The following is a 21215-nucleotide window of genomic DNA, read 5'->3' as shown; positions in this document are numbered from 1 at the left end:
TGGAATACATATGAATCTATTAAAAGAAACTATAAGTTCAATAAATCCTTCAAAGGATGAGGCTAAGAAACTAGCAAGAGAAAAATGGGATGCATTAGTTAAGCCTATGGGCAGTTTAGGTACTTTAGAGGAGGCTACTATAAAGATAGCAGGTATGACTGGAAAAGTAGTTAATAGAATTGATAAAAGAGCAATAGTTGTAATGTGTAGTGACAATGGAGTAGCCGATGAAGGGGTGAGTTCAGCACCTCAAATTTTTACTAAGGTATTGACGGAGAGTATGCCAAAGGGAGTAACGGGAGTTGCAACTTTAGGGAAATATGCTAATGCAGATATTGTAACGGTAAATGTGGGAGTAATAGGAGAAATAAATGATCCTAGAATAATAAATAGAAAGATAGCAGATGGAACAAAGAATTTTGTAAAAGAACCAGCAATGACCTATGATGAAGCAATTAAATCTATAGAAATAGGTATTGAAATTGGTGATAAATTATATGGTGAAGGATATGATATTTTAGGTACTGGGGAAGTTGGTATAGGAAACACTACTACTGCAGCCGCAGTTTTATCTGTATTGGCAGATTTAGATGTAGATATAACTTGTGGTAAAGGTGCAGGTCTTACTGATGAGCAACATACTAATAAAAAGGCTGTAATAAGAAAAGGAATAGAGTTGAACAAACCCAATAAAGAAGATCCAATAGATACAATAGCAAAAGTAGGTGGTTTTGATATAGGAGGTATGTGTGGATTATTTTTATCAGCTGCTAAAAACAAAAAACCTATAGTAATAGATGGATTTATATCATCATCAGCAGCTCTTTGTGCTGTTAAATTAAATCCTCTAGTTAAAGAATATATAATTCCATCTCATTTATCAGGAGAACCAGGAGCAAAATATGTAATGGAGGAACTGCAACTAAAACCAATGTTAAATCTAGGTATGAGATTAGGAGAGGGTACAGGATGTCCATTAGCTTTCCAGATTATAGAAGCTGGAATGTATACATTGGAAAATATGGGGACATTTGAAGAGGTATCCTTAAGTAGCTCTGCACTAGTGGATATAAGAGAAGAATAAATGAAGGTGAGAAGATGATAGTTTTAGTTACAGGTGGGGCTCGTTCAGGTAAAAGTAGTTTTGCAGAAAGTCTATATAAAGATAAAACAGATGTAGTATATATAGCAACATCTAAAATAACAGATACTGAGATGGGAGAAAGAGTAAAACTTCATCAAAAATCTAGACCAAAAAAATGGCGAACCTATGAGGGGAATTATGGTATTAAAGATTCCATAGGTGAAGAGGAAAACTATCTCCTTGATTGTATAACTGTCCTTACATCTAATATAATGTTTGATATATCAAAGGATACCGATTATATAGACTATAATCTTCAAAAAAAAATAGAAAACAAAGTGGTTTTAGAGTTGGAAAATTTGGTTAAAGAAATCAGATTAAAAAACTATAATCTAATTTTGGTAACTAACGAGGTGGGAGATTCCATAGTTCCAGAACATCATATATCTAGGGTTTTTAGAGATATTCAAGGAAGGGTAAACCAAAGACTAGCATCTTTAGCAGATGAGGTTTATTTGGTATGCTGTGGCATACCAGTGAAAATCAAATGATAAAGGGATTTATACTTTCTTTACAATTTTTTTCCCATATACCTATTAATATAAATGTAGACTTTGGTGGGAAAAATATTAAATATAGCATATTTTTTCTTCCATTAGTGGGAGCAATTATAGGAGCATTGGGAGGATTAGTATATTATTTAATTTATCCTTATAATAATTTAATTGCATCTTTTTTAGGATTATTAACTACAATAATAGCAACAGGTGGACTGCATTTAGATGGTCTTTCAGATACTTTTGATGGCTTCTTATCTAATAGAGATAAGGAAAAAACTTTGGAAATAATGAAGGATAGTAGAATAGGAGCTTTTGGAGTACTTAGTTTAATTCTATTAATTATGTTTAAATTTATATTAATTTATAGCATTAAAAATCTACCATTGGCTATAGTTTTATCATTTGCAAATAGCAGATTAGTAGTTGCTAGAATAATAGCATATAAGAAAAATGCAAGACCTGGAGGCTTAGGAGATTTATTTCATCAAAGTAATCCAAAAATTCTAATGATAATAAGTGGGATTATTTATATAATCATATTACTATTATTAGATATAAGGTATATAATTCCACTATTAATTAACTTTTTAGCTGGGGAATATATATCCTATATAGCTTATAAAAAAATAGGAGGATTTACTGGTGATGTATATGGTGCTGTTATTGAATTAGGAGATACCATTTCTTTACTTGGTTTTTGGGGTGTGATGTTATGGATATAATTATGATACGGCATGGTGAATCAGAGGATAATATACAAAGAATCTTTAGCAGAGATGATACTAGCCTTACAGAAAAAGGTATAATGCAGATAAAAGATACAAAAGAATTATTAAAAAAATTTAGTTATGATAAGGTATACTATAGTTCCCTAAGACGAACTGTGGAAACTTTAGAGAATTTGGAGTTAGAAGGTACGGAGGATTTAAGGATTAGGGAAATTAATTTTGGAATTTTTACTGGAAAGACCTTTGAGGAAATATCAAGAATCTATCCCAATGAAACTAAACTATGGTTAGATGATACACAAAATTATATTATACCTAAAGGTGAAAGTATATTAGGTGTATATAGTAGGATAAGTGAATTCTTAGAAGAAATATCAAGACAGGATGAAAATATTCTATTAATTACTCATGATTGTGTTATTCGATTAGCTCTATCATGGATATTTGACAATCCAGATTATTTCTTTAGGTTTAAAGTAGATAATGGTAGTATAAATATAATATCAATAGACGAAGGATATAAATATATAAAGAAGTTAAATTATAATTAATGACACAAGAGGGTTGTTTTCTTGTGCCATTTAATTTTATTCCCAGCCTTTACAAACATCTACCCATTTAGAGCTTTTAGATATTTTTTCTAACTCATCTAAAGTAAGCTCGATTGCAGAATTGCTGCTGCCACAGGCGGGAAACATTGTAGTAAATCTTTTCATAGAATTATCTAAATATACCTTTACATTTTCTGGAAGAGCAAAGGGACATACACCTCCAATTTCATGTCCAGTAAAGCTTATGGTATCTTCTGGAGTTAACATTCTAGGTTTAAAGTTAAATTCATTTTTAAATTTTTTATTATCAACCTTCGCATCCCCTGCAACTACTATAACCATGGCTCCATCTCCGTCATAGAAGGATAGAGATTTTGCTATCCTTGCTTCTTCAGTACCTAAAGCTATTGCAGCCAATTGAACTGTAGCAGTTGACTTTTCCAGTTCAAGAATATCTTCAACTTTATTAAATTGCTTTAAATAATCTTTTACTTTTTCTATAGCCATTTTCCTTGACTCCTTTAAATAATTAAGTATTTCAACTATAATACTGTAAATATTCAAAAAAATCAAGTTTAATTTAAAAAGAGAGGTAAATATAGTTTACACAATCTAAGTTTTAGAAAAGTAAGAACCATATAAATGGTATAAAATACAAGGTGGAGTATTTTAATAAACTCCACCTTTGTAGTTCTAATATTTAAAACAATATATGCATAAATAATGCAGTTATCGGTATAGCTAAAATAGTTCTTTCAAAGAAACAAATAATTAATTCACTTAATTTCACGGGTAATTTTGCTGCCATCATTACAACTATAGTTTCAGAAAAGAAAATAATCTGAACTATTGATATAGTTGTGACTACATATCTAGCACCTATATCTAGTAATTCTACTTTATCAGCAATTAATAATACTGGTAAAAACATTTCAGCAATTCCTACTGGGAGAGAAGGAGCTATTTCAACTGCATTAGGTACTTGGAATAATTTAAGTAGTGGAACAAATAAAGCGCCTATCCAATTAAAAAATGGAGTATACTCAGCAACAATTAATCCTAAAATTCCCATAGAAGCTAATAATGTCAATACTTTAGGAAATACAGCATAGCCATCAATTAAACTGGATTTTATTTCCCTAAAAATATTATTAGCAGTATAAGATTTTTTTATAGCCCTATCAAAACCAGTTTTAATAATTCCCTTTCCTCTATTTCTTTGTGCTTTAATATCATCCTTCGTTTGGATTTTACCATTATAATAAATATCTTTCTTTTTACATAGAGGTGGTATTCTTGACATTATAGCACTAATCAATAAGGTAATGAATAATGCTATAAAATATACTTTTAAGAAATGATCAGCTAAGCCTGCCGTTTTAATTACCATGTAAGCAAAGCCTACGCTTACTGCGCTAAATCCTGTAGCAACTAGGACAGCTTCTTTTTCTGTATAAACTCCTGTATTATATAGTTTATTTGTAATTAAAACCCCTACAGATGAAGAACTAACAAAAGATGCTATAGCATTTACTGCTGCCCTTCCAGGTACTTTGAAGACAGGTCTCATTAAAGGTTCCATCAATGAGCCTACAAAATCTATTACTCCATAATTCAACAGGAAAGGCATAAAGAAACAGCCTACAGGGATTATCCACGCAACACCCATTACTATTGCTGGGACAACAGTTCCTCCAGTGCTAGAGCCTACTATCCACTCTGGTCCTGTAAAGCCAGGGATTGTTGCATCAAGAGTATATACTAAGGTGAAGAAGCCGCCTAATGAATATAAAAAAGGATGAAATACAGAATCTTCACCAAAATAGTTATTTAGCATAGTGTTCTTTTTAGCAAAAAATTTTCCATATACACTTAAAATCCCTGTAAATACTATAACTAAAGTTATTAACCATAGTCCAAAGTTTCCTAAGGCCTTTATAAAAAAATTGTATATAAAACCAAAAGGGACATCTGTTGTTCCTTTTATGGTTAAAGGTATAAAGAATATGAATATGGCAATTGCAGTAAAAAAGATAGATTTTATCAAACCTATTCGGCTGCTTTTTTTGTTTAAGGATAAAGAGTCTAGAACTGTCACATCATTTAAATCTAGATTTAATTTTTTTAGTTCTTCTAAATTATCTCCCTTAATCAAAGTATGGGACATATATAAATCCTCCAGTCTTTGGTCTATTTTTATCTTATTATCTACTATTCTTTTTCTTTAGGGCAAGAATTGATAAAAATTCGAAAGCAATATTAGCAGCCATATAGGATGTAATTTCTCCAAAATCATATGGTGGTGCGACTTCAACAATATCGAAACCTACAAAGTTTAATTCTTTAATTCCTCTTATTAAATTTAAAGTTTCAAGTGAAGTGAATCCTGCTACTTCTGGTGTTCCTGTACCAGGAGCATAGGCTGGGTCTACAAAGTCAATATCAAAAGTAAGGAAAGCTTTTTTATCTCCTACTCTTTCTTTAATTTGTTTTAATAGTTCTTCAAATCCCATTTCTCTGATTTTATGAGCTGGGATTAGTTTTAGACCTAGTTCAGCAGCCATTTTATGTTCGTTAGGGTCATATAAGGAACCTCTCATACCAATCTGGATAGAATGTGAAGGATCTATTAGACCTTCTTCAATAGCTCTTCTAAAAGGAGTTCCATGATTATATTTTTCACCAAATACTTCTTCATTAATATCTGCATGGGAATCAAAATGAACCAATGCTACTGGACCATGTTTTTTGGCAACTGCCCTTAATTCTGCAAGGGTTATGGAGTGATCTCCTCCTAAAGCTATAGGTGTAACATCTGCATTGACAATTTTAGTCATTTCCTCTTCGATTTTTTCATAGCTAGGTAATATATAGCCTGGGACTATATTTATATCTCCATAGTCTCCACCCTTTAGTTCATCTAAGATATTGATTTCCATTATTACATTATTAGGTTTCATCATTACAGAAATGTTTCTTATTCCATTAGGGCCAAATCTTGCACCAGTTCTAAAGGAACTTGCTGTGTCAAAGGGGATTCCCACAATAGCAAAGTCTAAACCTTCTAATTTGTCAATTCTTGGCATCCTCATAAATGTACCCATGTTAACAAATCTTGGTGAGGATGATGCACTTGCTGGTTGGTTTGCATTAATATTTTCCATTGTTATACCTCCAAATAAATTTTATTTTTCGATATATTATATAGCAAGTATTGTGCCAAAAAAATAAGCCCATAAATCAATGATTTACAACAAGGATATTGAAAACAGGAGGAATAATTTCCTCCTGTAAATGTTTAAAGTCTTATGAAATAAGAGTTAGTCAATACAAAGAATTTAAGGAGGAATGATTTCCTCGAGGGAAGTTATTCCTCCTTAAATTCTAGTTTAATATTTAGTCTTTTGAATTTTTTTCTTATGGTGCTTCTATCTAAGTTAAGTATTTCAGCCATTTCATGAGTGCTTTTGCATTTAGACATTATATCTAGGAGTAATTTTTTCTCATATTCTGCAATAATATTTTTATAGCTGCTAATCTTATTTATATCGAAACTTGAATAATCTGTTATAGAAACCAGTTGGCAATCAATGATATCTTGTTTATTAATAATATCATCATTAGTTGTAACTACTAGTCTTTCAATAAGGTTTTCAACTTCTCTAATATTTCCAGACCAATTATAACGCAATAATATTTTCATAGCTTCTGGACTTATTTTTTTATTATAATTATATTTTTCATTAAACCTATTTAAGAAATTTAAAATAAGTGGAGGTATATCTTCTTTTCGCTCTCTTAGAGGAGGAATTGTTATGGGAACCACATTAAGTCTATAATATAAATCTTCTCTAAAGGTTTTATTTTTTATCATATCCTGTAAGTTTCTATTTGTGGCTGCAATAATCCTAATATCAACAGGTATTATATTAGTACCTCCTACCTTAGTTAATTCTCTATTTTGTATTACATTTAGTAGTTTTACTTGTAAATTCAGTGGTAGTTCTCCTATTTCATCAAGAAATAAAGTTCCTTTATCTGCTAGTTGGATTAATCCTACTTTTCCCTCTTTATTTGCCCCAGTGAAGGATCCTTTTTCATAACCAAATAATTCTGATTCTAAAAGGTTTTCTGGTATTGCACCACAATTGATTTTAATGAAAGGTTTATTATATCTAAGACTGTTGTTGTGTAAAAAACAACTTAAAACTCCCTTGCCAACACCAGATTCACCCTCAATAAGAACTGTTGAATCTACTTTAGCTACCCTTAGTGCTAAATCTATTATTTTATCCATTTTTTCACTATTATAGATGATGTTATTATTCTTTGCTTTATCCTTAGAACTGATAATATCTAGTTCTTGTTGATATTTTTTGTTGATTAATTTAGCCTCTTCTAAACTTCTTTTTAAATCTCTTAATTCAGTTATATCTCTGGAGTTTATAACAATTCTATATAATTCTCCATTTTTAAAGATTGGAGTTCCTGTCCCTATAACTTCCTTACCATTTACTTGCTGGAGCATAGAAATTTGTTTTTTTTCTTTAATTACAGCTAAAGCAACGGACTCGGAATATATACCTTCTGCCACTAATTCTTCCATATGTTTTCCTATTACATAATCAGCCTTTACACCATCAATCCTTTCACAGGATTTATTAAACCTTAGAGTGACTCCTTTTCCATCTGTAATATGTATTCCATCATTTGAAGCATCGAGAATAGCATTAAATTCTTCCATTAAATCTTCATAAGCATTTTGGCAGTCTTTTAAGCCATTATTTTTTACGACAAAGGGAATATCCTTTGTAAAGCTATTTTTAGTCATAATTTTATCCTCCATAAAATAAAAAAATACATTCAGATAAATTCGTATGTTTTTCTAGTCTTTATATTATATCACTTAAATTTGCTTTATTAAAGGCAGATACAAGAGTGGATCCTATGTACTATTGAATAGACAAGTCATAAGATATATTTGTATTTTAATGGGTATAAGAGTACATAATAAGTTAAAAGAAATTATTAAATAATTAATTAATATAAATTATAGAAATAAAATTAAATGGAGGAATTAGAATGGTAATGAATTTTTTTGAAGCAGTAGAAAAGAGAAGAACATATTATGGAATTAGTAAAGATAAGGTAGTATCTGATGAGAGAATTCAAGAGATTATAGAACATGCAGTAAAGCATACCCCATCAGCATTTAACTCCCAAAGCACAAGAGTAGTTTTATTACTTGGGAAGCATCATACAAAACTGTGGGATATAACTAAAGAATCATTGAGAAGAATAGTGGAAGCTGATAACTTTTCTTCTACTGAAGAAAAGATTAATTCCTTTGAGTCAGCCTATGGTACAATTTTATTCTTTGAGGATTCTAGTGTAGTAGAATACTTACAAAGAGAGTTTTCAACTTATAAAGAAAATTTTCCTATTTGGTCTCAGCAGACTAATGGAATGCATCAATTTGTAATATGGACAGCATTAGAAATAGAAGGATATGGAGCATCATTGCAACATTATAATGAACTTATTGAAGAAGATGTAAAAAAAGAGTGGAATATACCTAGGAGTTGGAAGTTAATTGCTCAGATGCCATTTGGAAAACCAACTGCTGAACCAGGAGAAAAAGAATATGGCTCTTTAGAAGAAAGAATTAAGATATTTAAATAATAATAAATACTCCTTTCTAGAAATAATCAAATAAGATTAAACTAGAGAGGAGTATTATTTTATCTTATAACTTTTCTTAAAAAGTCTTGAGTTCTTGGATGTTGTGGATTATTAAATATTTCATCAGGAGTACCACTTTCTAAGATTTTACCATCATCCATAAAGATTACTCTGTTTCCAACTTCTTTAGCGAAACCCATTTCGTGGGTAACTACTACCATAGTTATTCCTTCATTTGCCAAAGATTTCATTACATCCAATACTTCTCCTACCATTTCTGGATCTAGAGCAGATGTTGGTTCGTCAAATAACATGAGATCCGGTGACATGGCAAGTGCTCTTACTATGGCTATTCTTTGTTTTTGTCCACCTGATAGTTTATTAGGATAGGCATTTGCTTTATCTTCTAGACCAATTCGTTTAAGTAAATCCATAGCAATTTTTTCAGCTTCTTCTTTTTCCATATTTTTAATCTTCATAGGTGCTATGGTTATATTTTCTAATACTGTAAGGTGAGGAAATAAGTTAAACTGTTGGAATACCATACCCATTTTTTCACGCTGTTTATTTATATTATTATTTACATCAGTTATAGATACATCTTTAAAGAAAATATCACCCCTAGTTGGTATTTCTAATAAATTTAGGCATCTTAGAAAGGTGGATTTTCCTGAGCCGCTAGGACCTATTATAACTACTACTTCACCTTTCTCTATATTTTCATTAATTCCCTTTAATACTTCTAAATCACCAAATTGTTTATAAAGATTTTTAACTTTAATCACCAGAACCAAGCCTCCTTTCTAAAATACCTACTAATTTTGAAAGTGAGAAAGTGATAACAAAATAAATTACTCCTGCATATATTAGGGGAGCAAATGGTTTATAGGTTATACCTCTTAATGTATCAGCATTGTACATAATGTCATGAACAGCAATAACAGATATTATTGCTGATTCTTTTATTAAAACAATGAACTCATTACCTAATGCAGGTAAAATATTTTTAAAGGCTTGAGGTATTATTATATATCTCATAGTCATGCCATAAGGCATACCTAAAGACCTTCCAGCCTCCATTTGACCTTTATCTATTGACTGAATACCTGCCCTTATTATTTCAGCAACATATGCTGCACTATTTAGGAATATGGCCATAGTTCCAAGAAATAGCCTAGAGTCTGGAAGAAAAGGAAGGACTTTAGGCAGACCATAGTATACTAAATATATTTGGAGTATTAAGGGAGTACCCCTAACAATTTCTATATAAGCTGATGAAATACCCTTTAAAATTCTATTATTTGAAAGTTTCATTAAAGCTAAGAATATTCCAATAATCGTTCCAAAAATTACGCCGAAAAATGATATTAAAAGAGTTGTAGCAGTACCACTTAAAAAATAACTATAATATTCCATTAAAAATTCTAAATCCATTAATATACCTCCTAAAATGTAAGTTGTCTAAAGATATTGGCAAAAGAAAGTAAGCTTATTTAGCCTATTTTCTTTTGCCAAATATTTTCATCTAATTTTCATCTGCTAATGCAGAGGCATCTTGAATGAATTTATCTATGGAACCATTATTTATTAGTCTATCTAATGTTTCATTAATTGATTTTAATAAGTCTTGACTATCTTTATTTACTGCTACAGACACGCCATCTTCTTGACCTAGCATAACTTCAGGCATATATAAATCCTTATTCTGAGCTACATAAGCAATAGCTACTGGTTCAACTAATATTAATCCATCTATTTTTTTGTTTTTAAGCTCTAATACTAAATCAGTTATCTTGCTTAAACCTACATATTCAGCATTAGAAAACTTTTCTGCTGCAATTTCTTCTTGAATAGTTGATTTTTGTGCTCCAACTTTTAAACCATTAAAATCTTCTGGTTCTTTTAATTTATCTTTATCTTCATTTCTTACTATTATTCTTTGTTTACCTTGATAATAAGGAACAGAGAAATCAACAGACTTTTTCCTTTTTTCATCGGCTACCATACCTGCAACTATAAAATCAATATCATCGGTAACTAAGGCAGGAAGTAAGCCTTCAAATTTCATATCTACTATTTCAAGTTCTACTCCAATATCAGCTGCAATTTCTTTAGCAATATCAATATCAAATCCTACTATTTCATCTTTACCATTTATTAACTTGTGAAATTCATAAGGGGGATAATCAGCTGCTGTACCAAGTACTATCTTGCCTCTTTCTTTTATTTCATCAAGTTTTCCTGCATCAATAGAGTTTGAATCTGCTTTTTTAGCTGTTTTATTACAGCCTACCATTGCAACCATCATGCTTACAATAAGAATACTAATAATTATTTTTTTATACATTTTTATTCCTCCCAAAATTATATATTATTTGATTATAATTTTGAGAAAAATCTGGTGTCTTCGGAATTCTTTCCAAGTTGAATTGTAATAGAATTCCAAGTGCTCTCGTAGTTGTCTGGACTTTTCAAGATTAAGGCCTCCTTTATACTTTATGATAGTAAATTTTAAAAACCATTATATTACATTTAATAAAAAGATGCAAGAAGAACTTTCAAGATTCTTCTTGCATCTTTTTATTTATCAAAAATTGAAATCAATATTACTGCAATAAGTATAGCTCCTATTCCAATGAAAGTTCTTATTCCAAAACTTTCATTTAAAATTAACACTCCTATAATGACACTGGTAATAGGTTCAAAGGTACTCAGAATAGATGTGCTTTGAGGTCCTACTATTTTAATCCCAATTTGGAATAAGTTTACCCCCAATCCTACTGATAAAGATAAGAATAAAGACATTAGCCATCCTAAAGGATTCATATGTATAGTAAATGTTTTTGTTATTATGCTAAATATGAACATCATAACTGCAGCTATTGAGCAAAGGTAAAAAGTTAATTTTACTGTATTCATTTCTTTTAAACCACTTTTATCTAAGTATATAGTATAAAATGCAAATGTAATACTTGATGCAAAAGCAAGAAATATTCCCATAAAATTAATATTACCATTGCCATCATAGAACATTAAGACTCCTAGTACGCAAAGTATAACTGAAATTATCTTTATAATATTTGGTTTCTCTTTAAAAAATAATATACATCCAAGTATTACAAATACAGGGTATACAAAATGTATTGTTGTTGCCATACCAGAAGGTATATAGTTATAAGATAAATATAGTAATAATGCTGTTGCTCCATATCCAATGGTGCCAACTAGAATTATTTTTTTAAATTCCTCCTTAGTAATCTTTAAAGTTTCTTCCTTATTCCTTTTTATTAATATATATAAAAAAGGAATTATTAACAAGAATCTGTAGAAAGCTAAACTTGTAGGGTTTCCACCTTCATTAAAGACTATTTTTGCCATTAAAGGCATACTACCAAAGATAATAGCAGAAATCATAACTGAAAATATTCCCTTTAATTTAGTATTCATAAATTTTCCCCCTTATGTAATTAATCATATTTTAAGTATATAGAACTTTTTTATTATAAGCAATTAATATACTAGAAAAGACCTAAATTTATTATAATATTAACTTTTTAATACGAAATCCCAATATGATGCAAGAGAAAAATAAAAGCTTGCAAATACATGCTTGCTATTATTAAAAAACTATGCTAAAATTGTTTAAAATATTATTTATCATACTAAAGTAAGAGTTTGAAATTATAACTAAATGTTTCTATATAAATAGCTAATAAACATGATAGCCAATGATTTAAGAAGCCTAAAGGAAAAAATATTCATTATTTTATGAAAAAGTATATAATATAGTGAATTATTACTATATTATATAAAAAGAAATATGAAAAGGGTGAACTTGCAAAAATAATATTCATTGAGGAATAAAAACTGTATAATAATAGATTTAGGGACAAAAGAATTTTAAGAGAAATATGGAGGTGGTATAAATGAAGAAAAATTTTAAGAAAATTTTAGTTGCTAATAGGGGAGAAATTGCCATAAGAATATTTAGGGCTTGTAATGAACTTGGAATAAGAACTGTGGGAATTTATTCTGACGAAGATAAAAATTCTTTATTTAGAACAAAGGCAGATGAATCTTATTTAATAGGAAAAAACAAAGGACCTATAGAAGCTTATTTGAATATAGATGAAATAATTAAATTATCATTGAAAAAGGGAGTAGATGCTATACATCCTGGATATGGATTTTTATCTGAAAATCCAGAGTTTGCAAGAAAATGTAAAGAAGTAGACATTGAATTTATAGGACCAACTCACGAAATGATGGATAATTTAGGAGATAAAATAAAGTCTAAAAAGGTAGCAAATAGTGTAGGAGTGCCAACTATCCCGGGAATTGAAAAGGCTGTAAGTTGTGAAGAAGAAGCTATGGAATTTGCTAAGTTTTCTGGATATCCTGTTATACTTAAAGCTGCTGCTGGTGGCGGCGGCAGAGGTATGAGAGTAGTAAAAGATGAAAAGGATTTAATTAGAGAATATTATAGTGCAAAGAATGAAGCTAAAAAAGCCTTTGGTATTGATGATATATTTATTGAAAAATATCTTGAAAAGCCAAAACATATAGAAGTTCAGATATTAGGAGATAAATATGGAAATATAGTTCATTTATTTGAAAGGGATTGCTCAATACAGAGAAGGCATCAAAAGGTTATTGAATATACTCCTGCATTTTCAATTAGTGATGAGCAAAGACAAAATATATGTAATGATGCAGTTAAAATAGCAAAAGCAGTTAATTATAGAAATGCTGGAACTGTTGAATTTTTATTAGATAGGCATGGAAACCACTATTTTATTGAAGTAAATCCTAGAATACAAGTAGAACATACTGTATCTGAAATGGTTACTGGAATTGATATAGTTCAATCCCAAATTTTAATAGCTGAAGGATATCCTTTAGATTCTGATGAAATAGGAATAAAAGGACAGGAAAGCATAGAACCAAGAGGTTATGCAATACAATGCAGAGTTACTACAGAGGATCCACTAAATAATTTTGCTCCAGATACAGGTAATATAGATATATATAGAACTGGTTCTGGATTTGGTATTAGACTTGATGGAGGTAGTGGATTTACTGGGGCAAATATTAGCCCATACTATGATAGTCTTTTAGTAAAAGTAACTTCTTGGTCTAGAACTTTTGAAGATGCAGCAAGGAAAGTTAAAAGAGCATTGAAAGAAGTAAAAGTCAGAGGAGTAAAGACTAATATTCCTTTTTTAATAAATGTATTAAATCATGAAGAATTTTTAGCTGGAAAATGTGATACTGGTTTTATCACATATAATCCAGGATTATTTGATATTACTACAAAAGCTGATGTGGAGCTTAAAGTTTTAAACTTTATAGGAGAAAAGGTAGTAAATGAAACAAAAGGAAATAAGCCAGATTTTGATATTCCAAAGGTTCCAAAGGTAAATAGATCTAAAGAACAATATGGTACTAAGCAAATATTAGATGAAAAGGGACCTGAAGGCTTAGTAGATTGGATTAAAAACAGTAAGTCCTTGTTAATTACAGATACTACACTAAGAGATGCCCACCAATCTCTAATGGCTACTAGGATGAGAACTGCTGATATGTATAGGATTTCTAAAGCTCTTTCTGTACTGGGAAAAGATTTATTTTCTCTAGAAATGTGGGGAGGAGCAACATTTGATGTAGCCTATAGATTTTTAAATGAATCTCCTTGGAATAGGCTAGAAATTTTAAGAAAAAAGATACCTAATATATTATTTCAGATGCTTCTAAGAGGTGCAAATGCAGTAGGATATAGAAATTATCCTGATAATGTGATTAGAGAATTTGTTAGAGAATCTGCTGAAAGAGGTATAGATGTATTTAGAATATTTGATTCATTGAACTGGTTAAAGGGAATGGAAGTAGCCATAGATGAAGTGTTAAAAGTAGGAAAGGTAGCAGAAGCTTGCATATGCTATACAGGTGATATATTAGATAAATCAAAGACTAAATATACTTTAGATTATTATATAAAGACTGCTAAGGAAATAGAAAAGACAGGAGTTCATATACTAGGGATTAAAGACATGTCTTCTCTATTGAAACCTCAAGCAGCTTATGAACTTATTAGAGCATTGAAATCAGAAATCAGTATTCCTATACATCTTCATACCCATGATACAAGCGGAAATGGAATAGCAACAGTACTGATGGCAGCTCACGCAGGTGTAGATATAGTGGATACTGCCTTTAATAGTATGTCAGGATTAACAAGTCAACCTGCGTTAAATTCAGTAGTTGCTGCTTTAGAACATACTGATAGAAGTACAGGTTTAGATTTAGATGATTTACAAATTATATCTGATTATTGGAGTACTATAAGACCAATATATAATCAATTTGAATCTGGATTAAAATCAGGAACTGCAGAGATATATAAATATGAAATTCCAGGTGGTCAATATTCCAATTTAAAGCCACAGGTTGAAAGTTTTGGACTAGGTCATAGATTTGAAGATGTAAAAGAAATGTATAAAGTTGTAAATGAAATGTTAGGTGATATTGTAAAAGTAACTCCCACTTCTAAGGTTGTAGGAGATATGGCTATATTTATGGTTCAAAATGATTTAACTCCAGAAAATATTTATGACAAAGCTAAGGATATGGCATTTCCAGATTCGGTAGTATCATATTTTCAAGGTATGATGGGTCAACCGATTGGAGGATTTCCTGAAAAACTTCAAAGATTGGTATTAAAAGGAGAAGAACCTATAACCTGTAGACCAGGAGAATTATTAGAGCCTGAAGACTTTGGTAAAATAGAAAAATATATTAGTGAAAAATATAATATAATTCCACAAAGAAAGGATATATTGTCATATTCTTTATATCCAAAAGTTTTCGAAGATTATTTAAAATATATTGAAGAACATGGAGACTTTAGCAGAATGGACAGTGATATATTTTTCTATGGGTTAAGAGAAGGTGAAATTGGAGAAGTAGAAGTTGAAGAAGGAAAGATTTTAGTCATTAAGCTTCTAGAAATAGGCAGACTAGATGATGATGGGTATAGAACCTTGTATTTTGAAGTCAATGATAGTAGAAGAGCTATAAAAATCTTGGATAAAGCAAGCAATATTGCAAAAAAAGAATCCTTTGAAAAACAGATGGCAGATGTGGAAAGTAAGTTTGAAATTGGATCAAGTATTCCAGGAGTTGTAGCTAAGGTTTTAGTAAAACTTGGTGAAAAGGTAGAAGAAGGTCAATTAGTTGTAATAATTGAGGCTATGAAAATGGAAACTCAGATTACAGCAGCAGCTTCGGGAATTGTATCCTCTATTGCCGTTAAGGAAGGACAAAATGTAGAAGCAGGGGAACTTTTAATAAGGTTAGAATAGAATATAAAAAGGTTAGGTTAAATAATTAACTTAACCTTTTTAATAATTTATTAAAAAAACATAGCAAGACTAAATAAAGTTAGATAAAATATATAGAATAAAATATTTTCTAAAGGGGCTGGAGTGATGGAAATAAAAAGTAATCGATATAAAGGAATAATTTTAGCTGCTATTGCTTCAATGATGTGGAGTACAGGTGGAATATTTATTAAATTAGTAGATTGGAACCCCATATCAATATCAGGTTTTAGAAGTCTTATAGCAGCCTTAGTGATGTTGACCTATATAAAAAAACCTAAATTCACAAAATCAAAACCACAAATTCTAGGTTCTATAACCACTTGTACTACTATGCTGTTTTTTATTATAGCAAATAAACTTACTACATCGGCAAATGCAATATTATTACAGTATACAGCTCCTATTTTTGTAGCAATCTTAGGAGTATGGATTTTAAAAGAGAAAATCAGGTGGTATGATATAGTTTCAATAATAGCTGTATTTTTAGGAATGATATTATTTTTTATAGATAATGTAAATATAGGGAATACATTAGGTAATATTATAGCGATATTATCAGGGTTTTCTATGGCATGTATGACTATTTCTCTTAGATTACAAAAAGATGGCTCAGCTATAGACACTACTTTTTTTGGAAATATGTTGACATTTATTATAGCAATTCCTTTTATATTTATATCATTACCAGATGTAAAAAGCCTGATTATAATTATTATAATGGGAGTATTTCAACTTGGAATCCCATATATATTTTATGTAAATGCAACAAAATATCTTAGTGCATTAGAGGCCATTTTAATTACTGTTATTGAGCCTTTATTAAATCCGTTATGGGTATATATCTTTGCAGGTGAAAAACCAGGGACTTATGCTATTATAGGAGGTATAGTGGTTATAGTTACTGTAATGCTTAGGGGGATTTATGTATCAAAGCTGGAAGTTCAGGAGGAGTAAAAGGTTAAATGTTACTGAATTGAGTTTGTTTGTTTTGTAATATAAGAAAAATAAGTATATAAGATATATATTTGAGATATTTAGAGAATCATATATAGAAGAGAAAAAGCTTTATTATTAATGCAGAAGATATAATAATTGGAGGGATTATCATGGAAAAATGGGAATATAAGAGTATTAAGGTTGAACCTAAAGGCATGATGGGAGGGATACTGGATATAGAGGAGTTTGATTATCAACTTAATAAATTGGGAGAGCAAGGATGGGAATTAGTATCTTGCTTTTCAACAAATGCCAGTAATGGTTATAGTAGAGAAGCAATAGCTGTCTTTAAAAGGAGAAAATAGTATTAAAAATTATTATTTTACTGTTATATATGAATTTATTATAATTGGACTAAATTAATAAACTTTTATGAGGTTTATTAACTTAGTCCAAATTTATTATATAAATTATAAAAAATATGAACCATATTAGAAGTTATTACAATATATAGATGAGAGGCCACTCAATATATGAGCTTTTTTAAATTTGAAAGCATCATAAGAATAAGGCAAAGGAGGAGATAACAGGTTGAATGTTGCAGAGTTGACTCGTATAATTGAAGACTATGGTAAAGATGTTTACGGATTTTGTTTTAAATTGACAAGAGATAAGCACCAAGCAGATGATTTGTATCAGGAAACTTTTTTAAAAGCTATGGAATTATGTCATAAAATAGATAAAGCTAAAAATCCAAAGGGGTTCATTGTAGCTATTGCAGCAAATACATGGAAAAATCAACAGAGAAAATTTGGTTGGAGGAATAGAATTGCAAAAGTGGTAGAGTTTCAAGATGATTTTGATAATGAATTCTATATGATTGATACTACAACACCAGAACTTGTAGCCATAAGCAATGAGACTTATAGGATGATTGATAGAGCTTCAGCATCATTGAATGATAAATTGAAGATACCTTTATATATGTACTACAATACTGGATTGTCAATTGAAGATATTGCAGATGCACTTAAAGTTCCAACTGGGACTGTAAAGAGTAGGCTTTATAAAGCTAGAAAACTAATTAAAGAATATATGGAGGTCAATGGATATGAAGGATTTTGAAAAATTAGACAAAATACTATGGCAAGTCCTTTCTTCAGATAATGAACCAGATGACAGTTTGAATCGAAAAATTATAAATAGGATAGGGGAGAGAAATAGGATGAGAGGTACAAATAAAAGGAGATTATCAGTATCAGCTATGGTTGCTATACTTATAGTAGCAACATCTATTTCAGCATTTGCAGCATGGAAGCTATTAACACCTAAGGAAATTGCAGAAAATTTAGGGGATAAGGGACTTGCCCTTGCTTTTGATGGTGAAGGAGCTGTAGCTATAAATCAGACTCAGACTATTGGAGGTTATAAGATAACTTTAATGGGAATAGTATCTGGTAAAGAAATCAGTGATTTTAAGCACTCTTCAGAAGAACTATTTCCCGATAGAACGTATTCTGTACTTGCTATTTCCAAAGTAGATGGAACACCAATGCCTGAGCCCCTTGATCCTTTATATGATGAAATGTCATTTCTTGTTTCACCTTTTATAAAGGGGCAGCACCCGAAAGACCTTAATATCTTTACGATGAATGGTGCAGCAAGCTGGTTTATAAAAGATGGGGTAATGTATAGAACCATGGAATGTGATGATATAGAAGTTTTTTCAGACAGAGGCTTGTACATTGCTGTTATGGATGAGTTCGATATTATTAATGCCTATAAGTTTAATGCAGAGACAGGAGAGATTAGTCGTAATACAGCTTATGAAGGAATCAATGCTTTGTTTGATTTGCCTATAGACCCATCAAAAGGAAATTATAAGGAAGCAGAGAAATATATTCAGACATTGCTGAGTGATGATGAGGAAGTATCAGATGAAGAATTACCAGAGATAGAAGAACTATTAAAAGATGGGACACTTATTCAAGACTCTGTACAGAAAGTAGTTCCTGACGAAGAGGGTATGATTACTTATTACTTTGCTGAACATAAACTTAAAGCAGATATTAATAATTTATTTGAAGAAGGGCAAGTAGGTTTTTCTGATAGTAGATATATGGATGACGGAAACATTCTTGTTTTCTCAAGAGATGATGATGGGAGTATTACAGTTATGACCTATAGAAAAAAATAAAGATAGAGATATAATATTATTGTAGAATTTATAAGTAAAAGATTATTAAAACTATAGTAGTGATGAATTAGAGAGGTTATAAAGAATAAATCAGATTAGAAAAGACCGTCAACTTGAAGTAGTTGATGGTTTCTTTTTATATTTTTGTATTTTTATTGACATATATAGATTATCTATATATACTATATATAGATAATCTATATATAAAAAGGAAGTGAAGATATGGCTATTAATAAGAATTTAATTACTGGCAGTACAACAATGTTGATACTAAAGTTACTTGAAGATAAGGATATGTATGGTTATTTAATGATTGAAGAATTGGCTAAGAGATCAGATAATACATTTTCATTAAAAGCTGGCACCCTTTATCCATTACTTCATAATCTAGAATTGGATGGGATGGTAAATTCATATGATGAAAAGGCAGATAGTGGAAGAATAAGAAAATACTATAGTATCACCAAAAAAGGTAAAAAGATGCTTAAAGAAAAGAAAGAAGAATGGAATACTTATGCTTCGGCTATTAATCAAGTTTTACAAGGGGGTGCTAGTTTTGGAACAATCTAATAAAATTAACGAATATTTAAAAACAGTTTGTGAGCAAATAAGATGGAAAAAGGCTCATAGTATTATTTCAAAGGAAATAGAAAATCATATAGTAGATCAGAAGGAAGCATTTTTAGCTGAAGGATTAAGTGATGAAGAGGCGACAAATAAAGCTATACTGGAAATGGGGGACCCTGTTATTGTAGGTACTGGTTTAGATGGGGTTTATAAACCAAAGCCAGAGTGGGGTATAATTATATTGACGGGTATAATGTTAACTTTAGGTGTTTTAATTAGTGCTTTTGCCTATGATGGTGATATGCTTTGGCAGTTACATAATACAATAATATATACAGTAATGGGAATAATTTTTATGATCATCGCCTATTTCTTAGATTTCAGCATTATAGGTAAATGTCCTAAGACGATATATTTGAGTTTAGTTATAGTAACTATAGGAACTATGATTTTAGGGCCTAGACTTCGCGGACAGAATTTCTATCTTAAATTTGTGATGCTTCTATATCCAACAGCTTTCGCAGGGATATTATATACTATGAGAAATGAAGGATACTTGGGGATAGTTTTAAGTGGAGTATATTGTATTATACCGGGAATTGTTTGCCTAAGGAATACTGGTTTATCTAGTTTGGCATTGTACTTAATCACCTGCTTTATATTGCTTATATTTGCAATAATGAAAGGCTGGTTTAATGTAAAAAGAATTAATGCTTTATTACTTGTTTGTATACCAATGATTATTATATTAATAGTTACAGTTCTGTCTATGAATTATTATCAATTAGGAAGAATAAAAACGGCATTTAATCCGTCTCTTGATCCTTTAGGAATAGGATATCAAGGGTATTCAATGAGGAAAATAGTTGGAAATGCTAAACTTATAGGACACAACATACACGGGATCGATATTAATGATATATTTCCATCTCTATATATGGATAGAGAATATTTGCTGACTCATTTAATTGATAGGATGGGCTGGGTATCATTTATAATAATAATGCTTATTATATCAGCATTTATTATTCGTTCCCTTAGATTTAGCTTAAATCAAAAGGGTGTACTAGGAGGATTGGTATCTATGTCTGTTATAGTTAATTTTACAATGCAAGTTTTATTATATGTTTTACATAATTTAGGTTTCCAATTAATTGCACCATTAACATTGCCGTTAATTTCCTATGGTGGAATTAGCACAATAATAAATATGTTTTTAATAGGCATTATGCTTTCAGTATATAAATCTGGTATCCTATATAAAAAGGATGATAGTTTAGATATGAGTAAAGATAAGATTTTTCAGTTTATAGATGGGAAAATAATTATTAATTTAAATAGAAGATAAATTAAATAAATCATCCCTATAAAAACTATTACAATATAATTACAGTTTTCTATAAATGAATTAAATTACCATATTATATGATAATATAATATTAATTATGGGATAAAATTCAGAATAAAGGGTGAATTAAAGGAAATTATGGTATAAAAACAATTTTTAAAAGAAGAAAGATTATAGGAG

Annotated in this window: 20 protein-coding genes; 12 read left to right on the top strand and 8 right to left on the bottom strand. The window is 30.1% G+C overall.

Annotated features, from left to right (window positions below):
* Nucleotides 1-10: 10 nt before the first annotated feature.
* From cobT to BUB33_RS09880, 4 genes are read left to right on the top strand one after another with little or no spacing between them, the layout of a single operon-like run.
* Complete coding sequence (cobT, locus tag BUB33_RS09895) at nucleotides 11-1084, top strand: nicotinate-nucleotide--dimethylbenzimidazole phosphoribosyltransferase (RefSeq protein ID WP_072976019.1); 1074 nt, start codon at nucleotides 11-13, stop codon at nucleotides 1082-1084.
* Between the two features lie 14 nt (nucleotides 1085-1098).
* The gene (gene cobU / locus BUB33_RS09890) at nucleotides 1099-1635 is read left to right on the top strand and encodes a bifunctional adenosylcobinamide kinase/adenosylcobinamide-phosphate guanylyltransferase (protein ID WP_072976017.1); all 537 of its coding nucleotides are present in this window, start codon (nucleotides 1099-1101) and stop codon (nucleotides 1633-1635) included.
* Nucleotides 1605-2366: an adenosylcobinamide-GDP ribazoletransferase gene (cobS, locus tag BUB33_RS09885; RefSeq protein WP_084725354.1), complete on the top strand. Its 762-nt coding sequence runs from the start codon at nucleotides 1605-1607 to the stop codon at nucleotides 2364-2366. Before cobU ends, cobS begins: the two co-directional genes overlap by 31 nt.
* Complete coding sequence (locus BUB33_RS09880) at nucleotides 2357-2923, top strand: histidine phosphatase family protein (RefSeq protein WP_072976013.1); 567 nt, start codon at nucleotides 2357-2359, stop codon at nucleotides 2921-2923. The genes cobS and BUB33_RS09880 overlap by 10 nt, the downstream gene beginning before the upstream one ends.
* 36 nt (nucleotides 2924-2959) lie before the next feature.
* Here BUB33_RS09880 and BUB33_RS09875 read toward each other — a convergent pair whose 3' ends face one another.
* The 4 genes from BUB33_RS09875 to BUB33_RS09860 all read right to left on the bottom strand — a co-directional run bounded on the left by BUB33_RS09875 (nucleotide 2960) and on the right by BUB33_RS09860 (nucleotide 7754).
* Nucleotides 2960-3430 carry a YbaK/EbsC family protein gene (locus BUB33_RS09875; RefSeq protein ID WP_072976011.1) on the bottom strand — a complete coding sequence of 157 codons (471 nt, stop codon included), beginning with the start codon at nucleotides 3428-3430 and terminating at the stop codon, nucleotides 2960-2962.
* A gap of 193 nt (nucleotides 3431-3623) precedes the next feature.
* The gene (locus tag BUB33_RS09870; RefSeq protein WP_072976009.1) at nucleotides 3624-5090 is read right to left on the bottom strand and encodes a YjiH family protein; all 1467 of its coding nucleotides are present in this window, start codon (nucleotides 5088-5090) and stop codon (nucleotides 3624-3626) included.
* A gap of 37 nt (nucleotides 5091-5127) precedes the next feature.
* Nucleotides 5128-6087, bottom strand: coding sequence for an agmatinase (gene speB / locus BUB33_RS09865; protein WP_072976007.1), 960 nt, complete (start codon nucleotides 6085-6087; stop codon nucleotides 5128-5130).
* Nucleotides 6088-6290: 203 nt separating this feature from the next.
* Nucleotides 6291-7754, bottom strand: a complete 1464-nt coding sequence (locus BUB33_RS09860; RefSeq protein ID WP_072976005.1) for a sigma-54 interaction domain-containing protein — start codon at nucleotides 7752-7754, stop codon at nucleotides 6291-6293.
* Nucleotides 7755-8005: 251 nt separating this feature from the next.
* On the opposite strand from BUB33_RS09860, the gene BUB33_RS09855 reads away from it, so the two are divergent.
* Entirely contained in the window at nucleotides 8006-8605 is a 600-nt protein-coding gene (locus BUB33_RS09855; RefSeq protein ID WP_072976003.1) for a nitroreductase family protein, read from the top strand.
* Nucleotides 8606-8664: 59 nt separating this feature from the next.
* Here BUB33_RS09855 and BUB33_RS09850 read toward each other — a convergent pair whose 3' ends face one another.
* The 4 genes from BUB33_RS09850 to BUB33_RS09835 all read right to left on the bottom strand — a co-directional run bounded on the left by BUB33_RS09850 (nucleotide 8665) and on the right by BUB33_RS09835 (nucleotide 12052).
* Complete coding sequence (locus BUB33_RS09850) at nucleotides 8665-9390, bottom strand: amino acid ABC transporter ATP-binding protein (protein ID WP_072976001.1); 726 nt, start codon at nucleotides 9388-9390, stop codon at nucleotides 8665-8667.
* On the bottom strand, nucleotides 9383-10039 hold the full coding sequence (locus BUB33_RS09845) for an amino acid ABC transporter permease (RefSeq protein ID WP_072975999.1): 657 nt from the start codon (nucleotides 10037-10039) through the stop codon (nucleotides 9383-9385). Before BUB33_RS09845 ends, BUB33_RS09850 begins: the two co-directional genes overlap by 8 nt.
* Nucleotides 10040-10130: 91 nt before the next feature.
* Nucleotides 10131-10952 (bottom strand): transporter substrate-binding domain-containing protein, encoded by an 822-nt coding sequence (locus BUB33_RS09840; protein ID WP_072975997.1) that lies wholly within the window; start codon nucleotides 10950-10952, stop codon nucleotides 10131-10133.
* 233 nt (nucleotides 10953-11185) lie between these two features.
* Entirely contained in the window at nucleotides 11186-12052 is an 867-nt protein-coding gene (locus BUB33_RS09835; protein WP_072975995.1) for a DMT family transporter, read from the bottom strand.
* 479 nt (nucleotides 12053-12531) lie between these two features.
* Between BUB33_RS09835 and BUB33_RS09830 the strand changes: the two genes are divergently transcribed.
* From BUB33_RS09830 to BUB33_RS09800, 7 genes are all read left to right on the top strand, one after another.
* A complete protein-coding gene (locus BUB33_RS09830; RefSeq protein WP_072975992.1) occupies nucleotides 12532-15966 on the top strand; it encodes a pyruvate carboxylase in 3435 nt (1144 codons plus the stop codon).
* A 126-nt stretch (nucleotides 15967-16092) separates the two neighbouring features.
* Nucleotides 16093-16941: a DMT family transporter gene (locus tag BUB33_RS09825; RefSeq protein ID WP_115322158.1), complete on the top strand. Its 849-nt coding sequence runs from the start codon at nucleotides 16093-16095 to the stop codon at nucleotides 16939-16941.
* Nucleotides 16942-17093: 152 nt separating this feature from the next.
* On the top strand, nucleotides 17094-17288 hold the full coding sequence (locus BUB33_RS09820) for a DUF4177 domain-containing protein (RefSeq protein WP_072975990.1): 195 nt from the start codon (nucleotides 17094-17096) through the stop codon (nucleotides 17286-17288).
* Between the two features lie 226 nt (nucleotides 17289-17514).
* Nucleotides 17515-18048, top strand: a complete 534-nt coding sequence (locus BUB33_RS09815) for an RNA polymerase sigma factor (RefSeq protein ID WP_072975988.1) — start codon at nucleotides 17515-17517, stop codon at nucleotides 18046-18048.
* Nucleotides 18035-19120 carry a hypothetical protein gene (locus BUB33_RS09810; protein ID WP_072975986.1) on the top strand — a complete coding sequence of 362 codons (1086 nt, stop codon included), beginning with the start codon at nucleotides 18035-18037 and terminating at the stop codon, nucleotides 19118-19120. The genes BUB33_RS09815 and BUB33_RS09810 overlap by 14 nt, the downstream gene beginning before the upstream one ends.
* 222 nt (nucleotides 19121-19342) lie before the next feature.
* The gene (locus BUB33_RS09805; protein WP_072975984.1) at nucleotides 19343-19690 is read left to right on the top strand and encodes a PadR family transcriptional regulator; all 348 of its coding nucleotides are present in this window, start codon (nucleotides 19343-19345) and stop codon (nucleotides 19688-19690) included.
* A complete protein-coding gene (locus BUB33_RS09800) occupies nucleotides 19677-21035 on the top strand; it encodes an FtsW/RodA/SpoVE family cell cycle protein (RefSeq protein WP_072975982.1) in 1359 nt (452 codons plus the stop codon). Before BUB33_RS09805 ends, BUB33_RS09800 begins: the two co-directional genes overlap by 14 nt.
* The last annotated feature ends 180 nt before the right edge of the window (nucleotides 21036-21215 follow it).

Source organism: Tissierella praeacuta DSM 18095 (genome assembly GCF_900128955.1).
Lineage (GTDB): Bacteria > Bacillota > Clostridia > Tissierellales > Tissierellaceae > Tissierella > Tissierella praeacuta.
Note: the sequence above shows the minus strand (reverse complement) of the source record. Positions and strands in the feature narration are given on the sequence as shown.

Bases quoted from the DNA above. Each gene is read 5' to 3' on its own strand.
- cobT (WP_072976019.1), top strand. From the start codon at position 11: ATGAATCTATTAAAAGAAACTATAAGTTCAATAAATCCTTCAAAGGAT.
- cobU (WP_072976017.1), top strand. From the start codon at position 1,099: ATGATAGTTTTAGTTACAGGTGGGGCTCGTTCAGGTAAAAGTAGTTTT.
- cobS (WP_084725354.1), top strand. From the start codon at position 1,605: ATGCTGTGGCATACCAGTGAAAATCAAATGATAAAGGGATTTATACTT.
- BUB33_RS09880 (WP_072976013.1), top strand. From the start codon at position 2,357: ATGGATATAATTATGATACGGCATGGTGAATCAGAGGATAATATACAA.
- BUB33_RS09875 (WP_072976011.1), bottom strand. From the start codon at position 3,430: ATGGCTATAGAAAAAGTAAAAGATTATTTAAAGCAATTTAATAAAGTT.
- BUB33_RS09870 (WP_072976009.1), bottom strand. From the start codon at position 5,090: ATGTCCCATACTTTGATTAAGGGAGATAATTTAGAAGAACTAAAAAAA.
- speB (WP_072976007.1), bottom strand. From the start codon at position 6,087: ATGGAAAATATTAATGCAAACCAACCAGCAAGTGCATCATCCTCACCA.
- BUB33_RS09860 (WP_072976005.1), bottom strand. From the start codon at position 7,754: ATGACTAAAAATAGCTTTACAAAGGATATTCCCTTTGTCGTAAAAAAT.
- BUB33_RS09855 (WP_072976003.1), top strand. From the start codon at position 8,006: ATGGTAATGAATTTTTTTGAAGCAGTAGAAAAGAGAAGAACATATTAT.
- BUB33_RS09845 (WP_072975999.1), bottom strand. From the start codon at position 10,039: ATGGATTTAGAATTTTTAATGGAATATTATAGTTATTTTTTAAGTGGT.
- BUB33_RS09840 (WP_072975997.1), bottom strand. From the start codon at position 10,952: ATGTATAAAAAAATAATTATTAGTATTCTTATTGTAAGCATGATGGTT.
- BUB33_RS09835 (WP_072975995.1), bottom strand. From the start codon at position 12,052: ATGAATACTAAATTAAAGGGAATATTTTCAGTTATGATTTCTGCTATT.
- BUB33_RS09830 (WP_072975992.1), top strand. From the start codon at position 12,532: ATGAAGAAAAATTTTAAGAAAATTTTAGTTGCTAATAGGGGAGAAATT.
- BUB33_RS09825 (WP_115322158.1), top strand. From the start codon at position 16,093: ATGGAAATAAAAAGTAATCGATATAAAGGAATAATTTTAGCTGCTATT.
- BUB33_RS09820 (WP_072975990.1), top strand. From the start codon at position 17,094: ATGGAAAAATGGGAATATAAGAGTATTAAGGTTGAACCTAAAGGCATG.
- BUB33_RS09810 (WP_072975986.1), top strand. From the start codon at position 18,035: ATGAAGGATTTTGAAAAATTAGACAAAATACTATGGCAAGTCCTTTCT.
- BUB33_RS09805 (WP_072975984.1), top strand. From the start codon at position 19,343: ATGGCTATTAATAAGAATTTAATTACTGGCAGTACAACAATGTTGATA.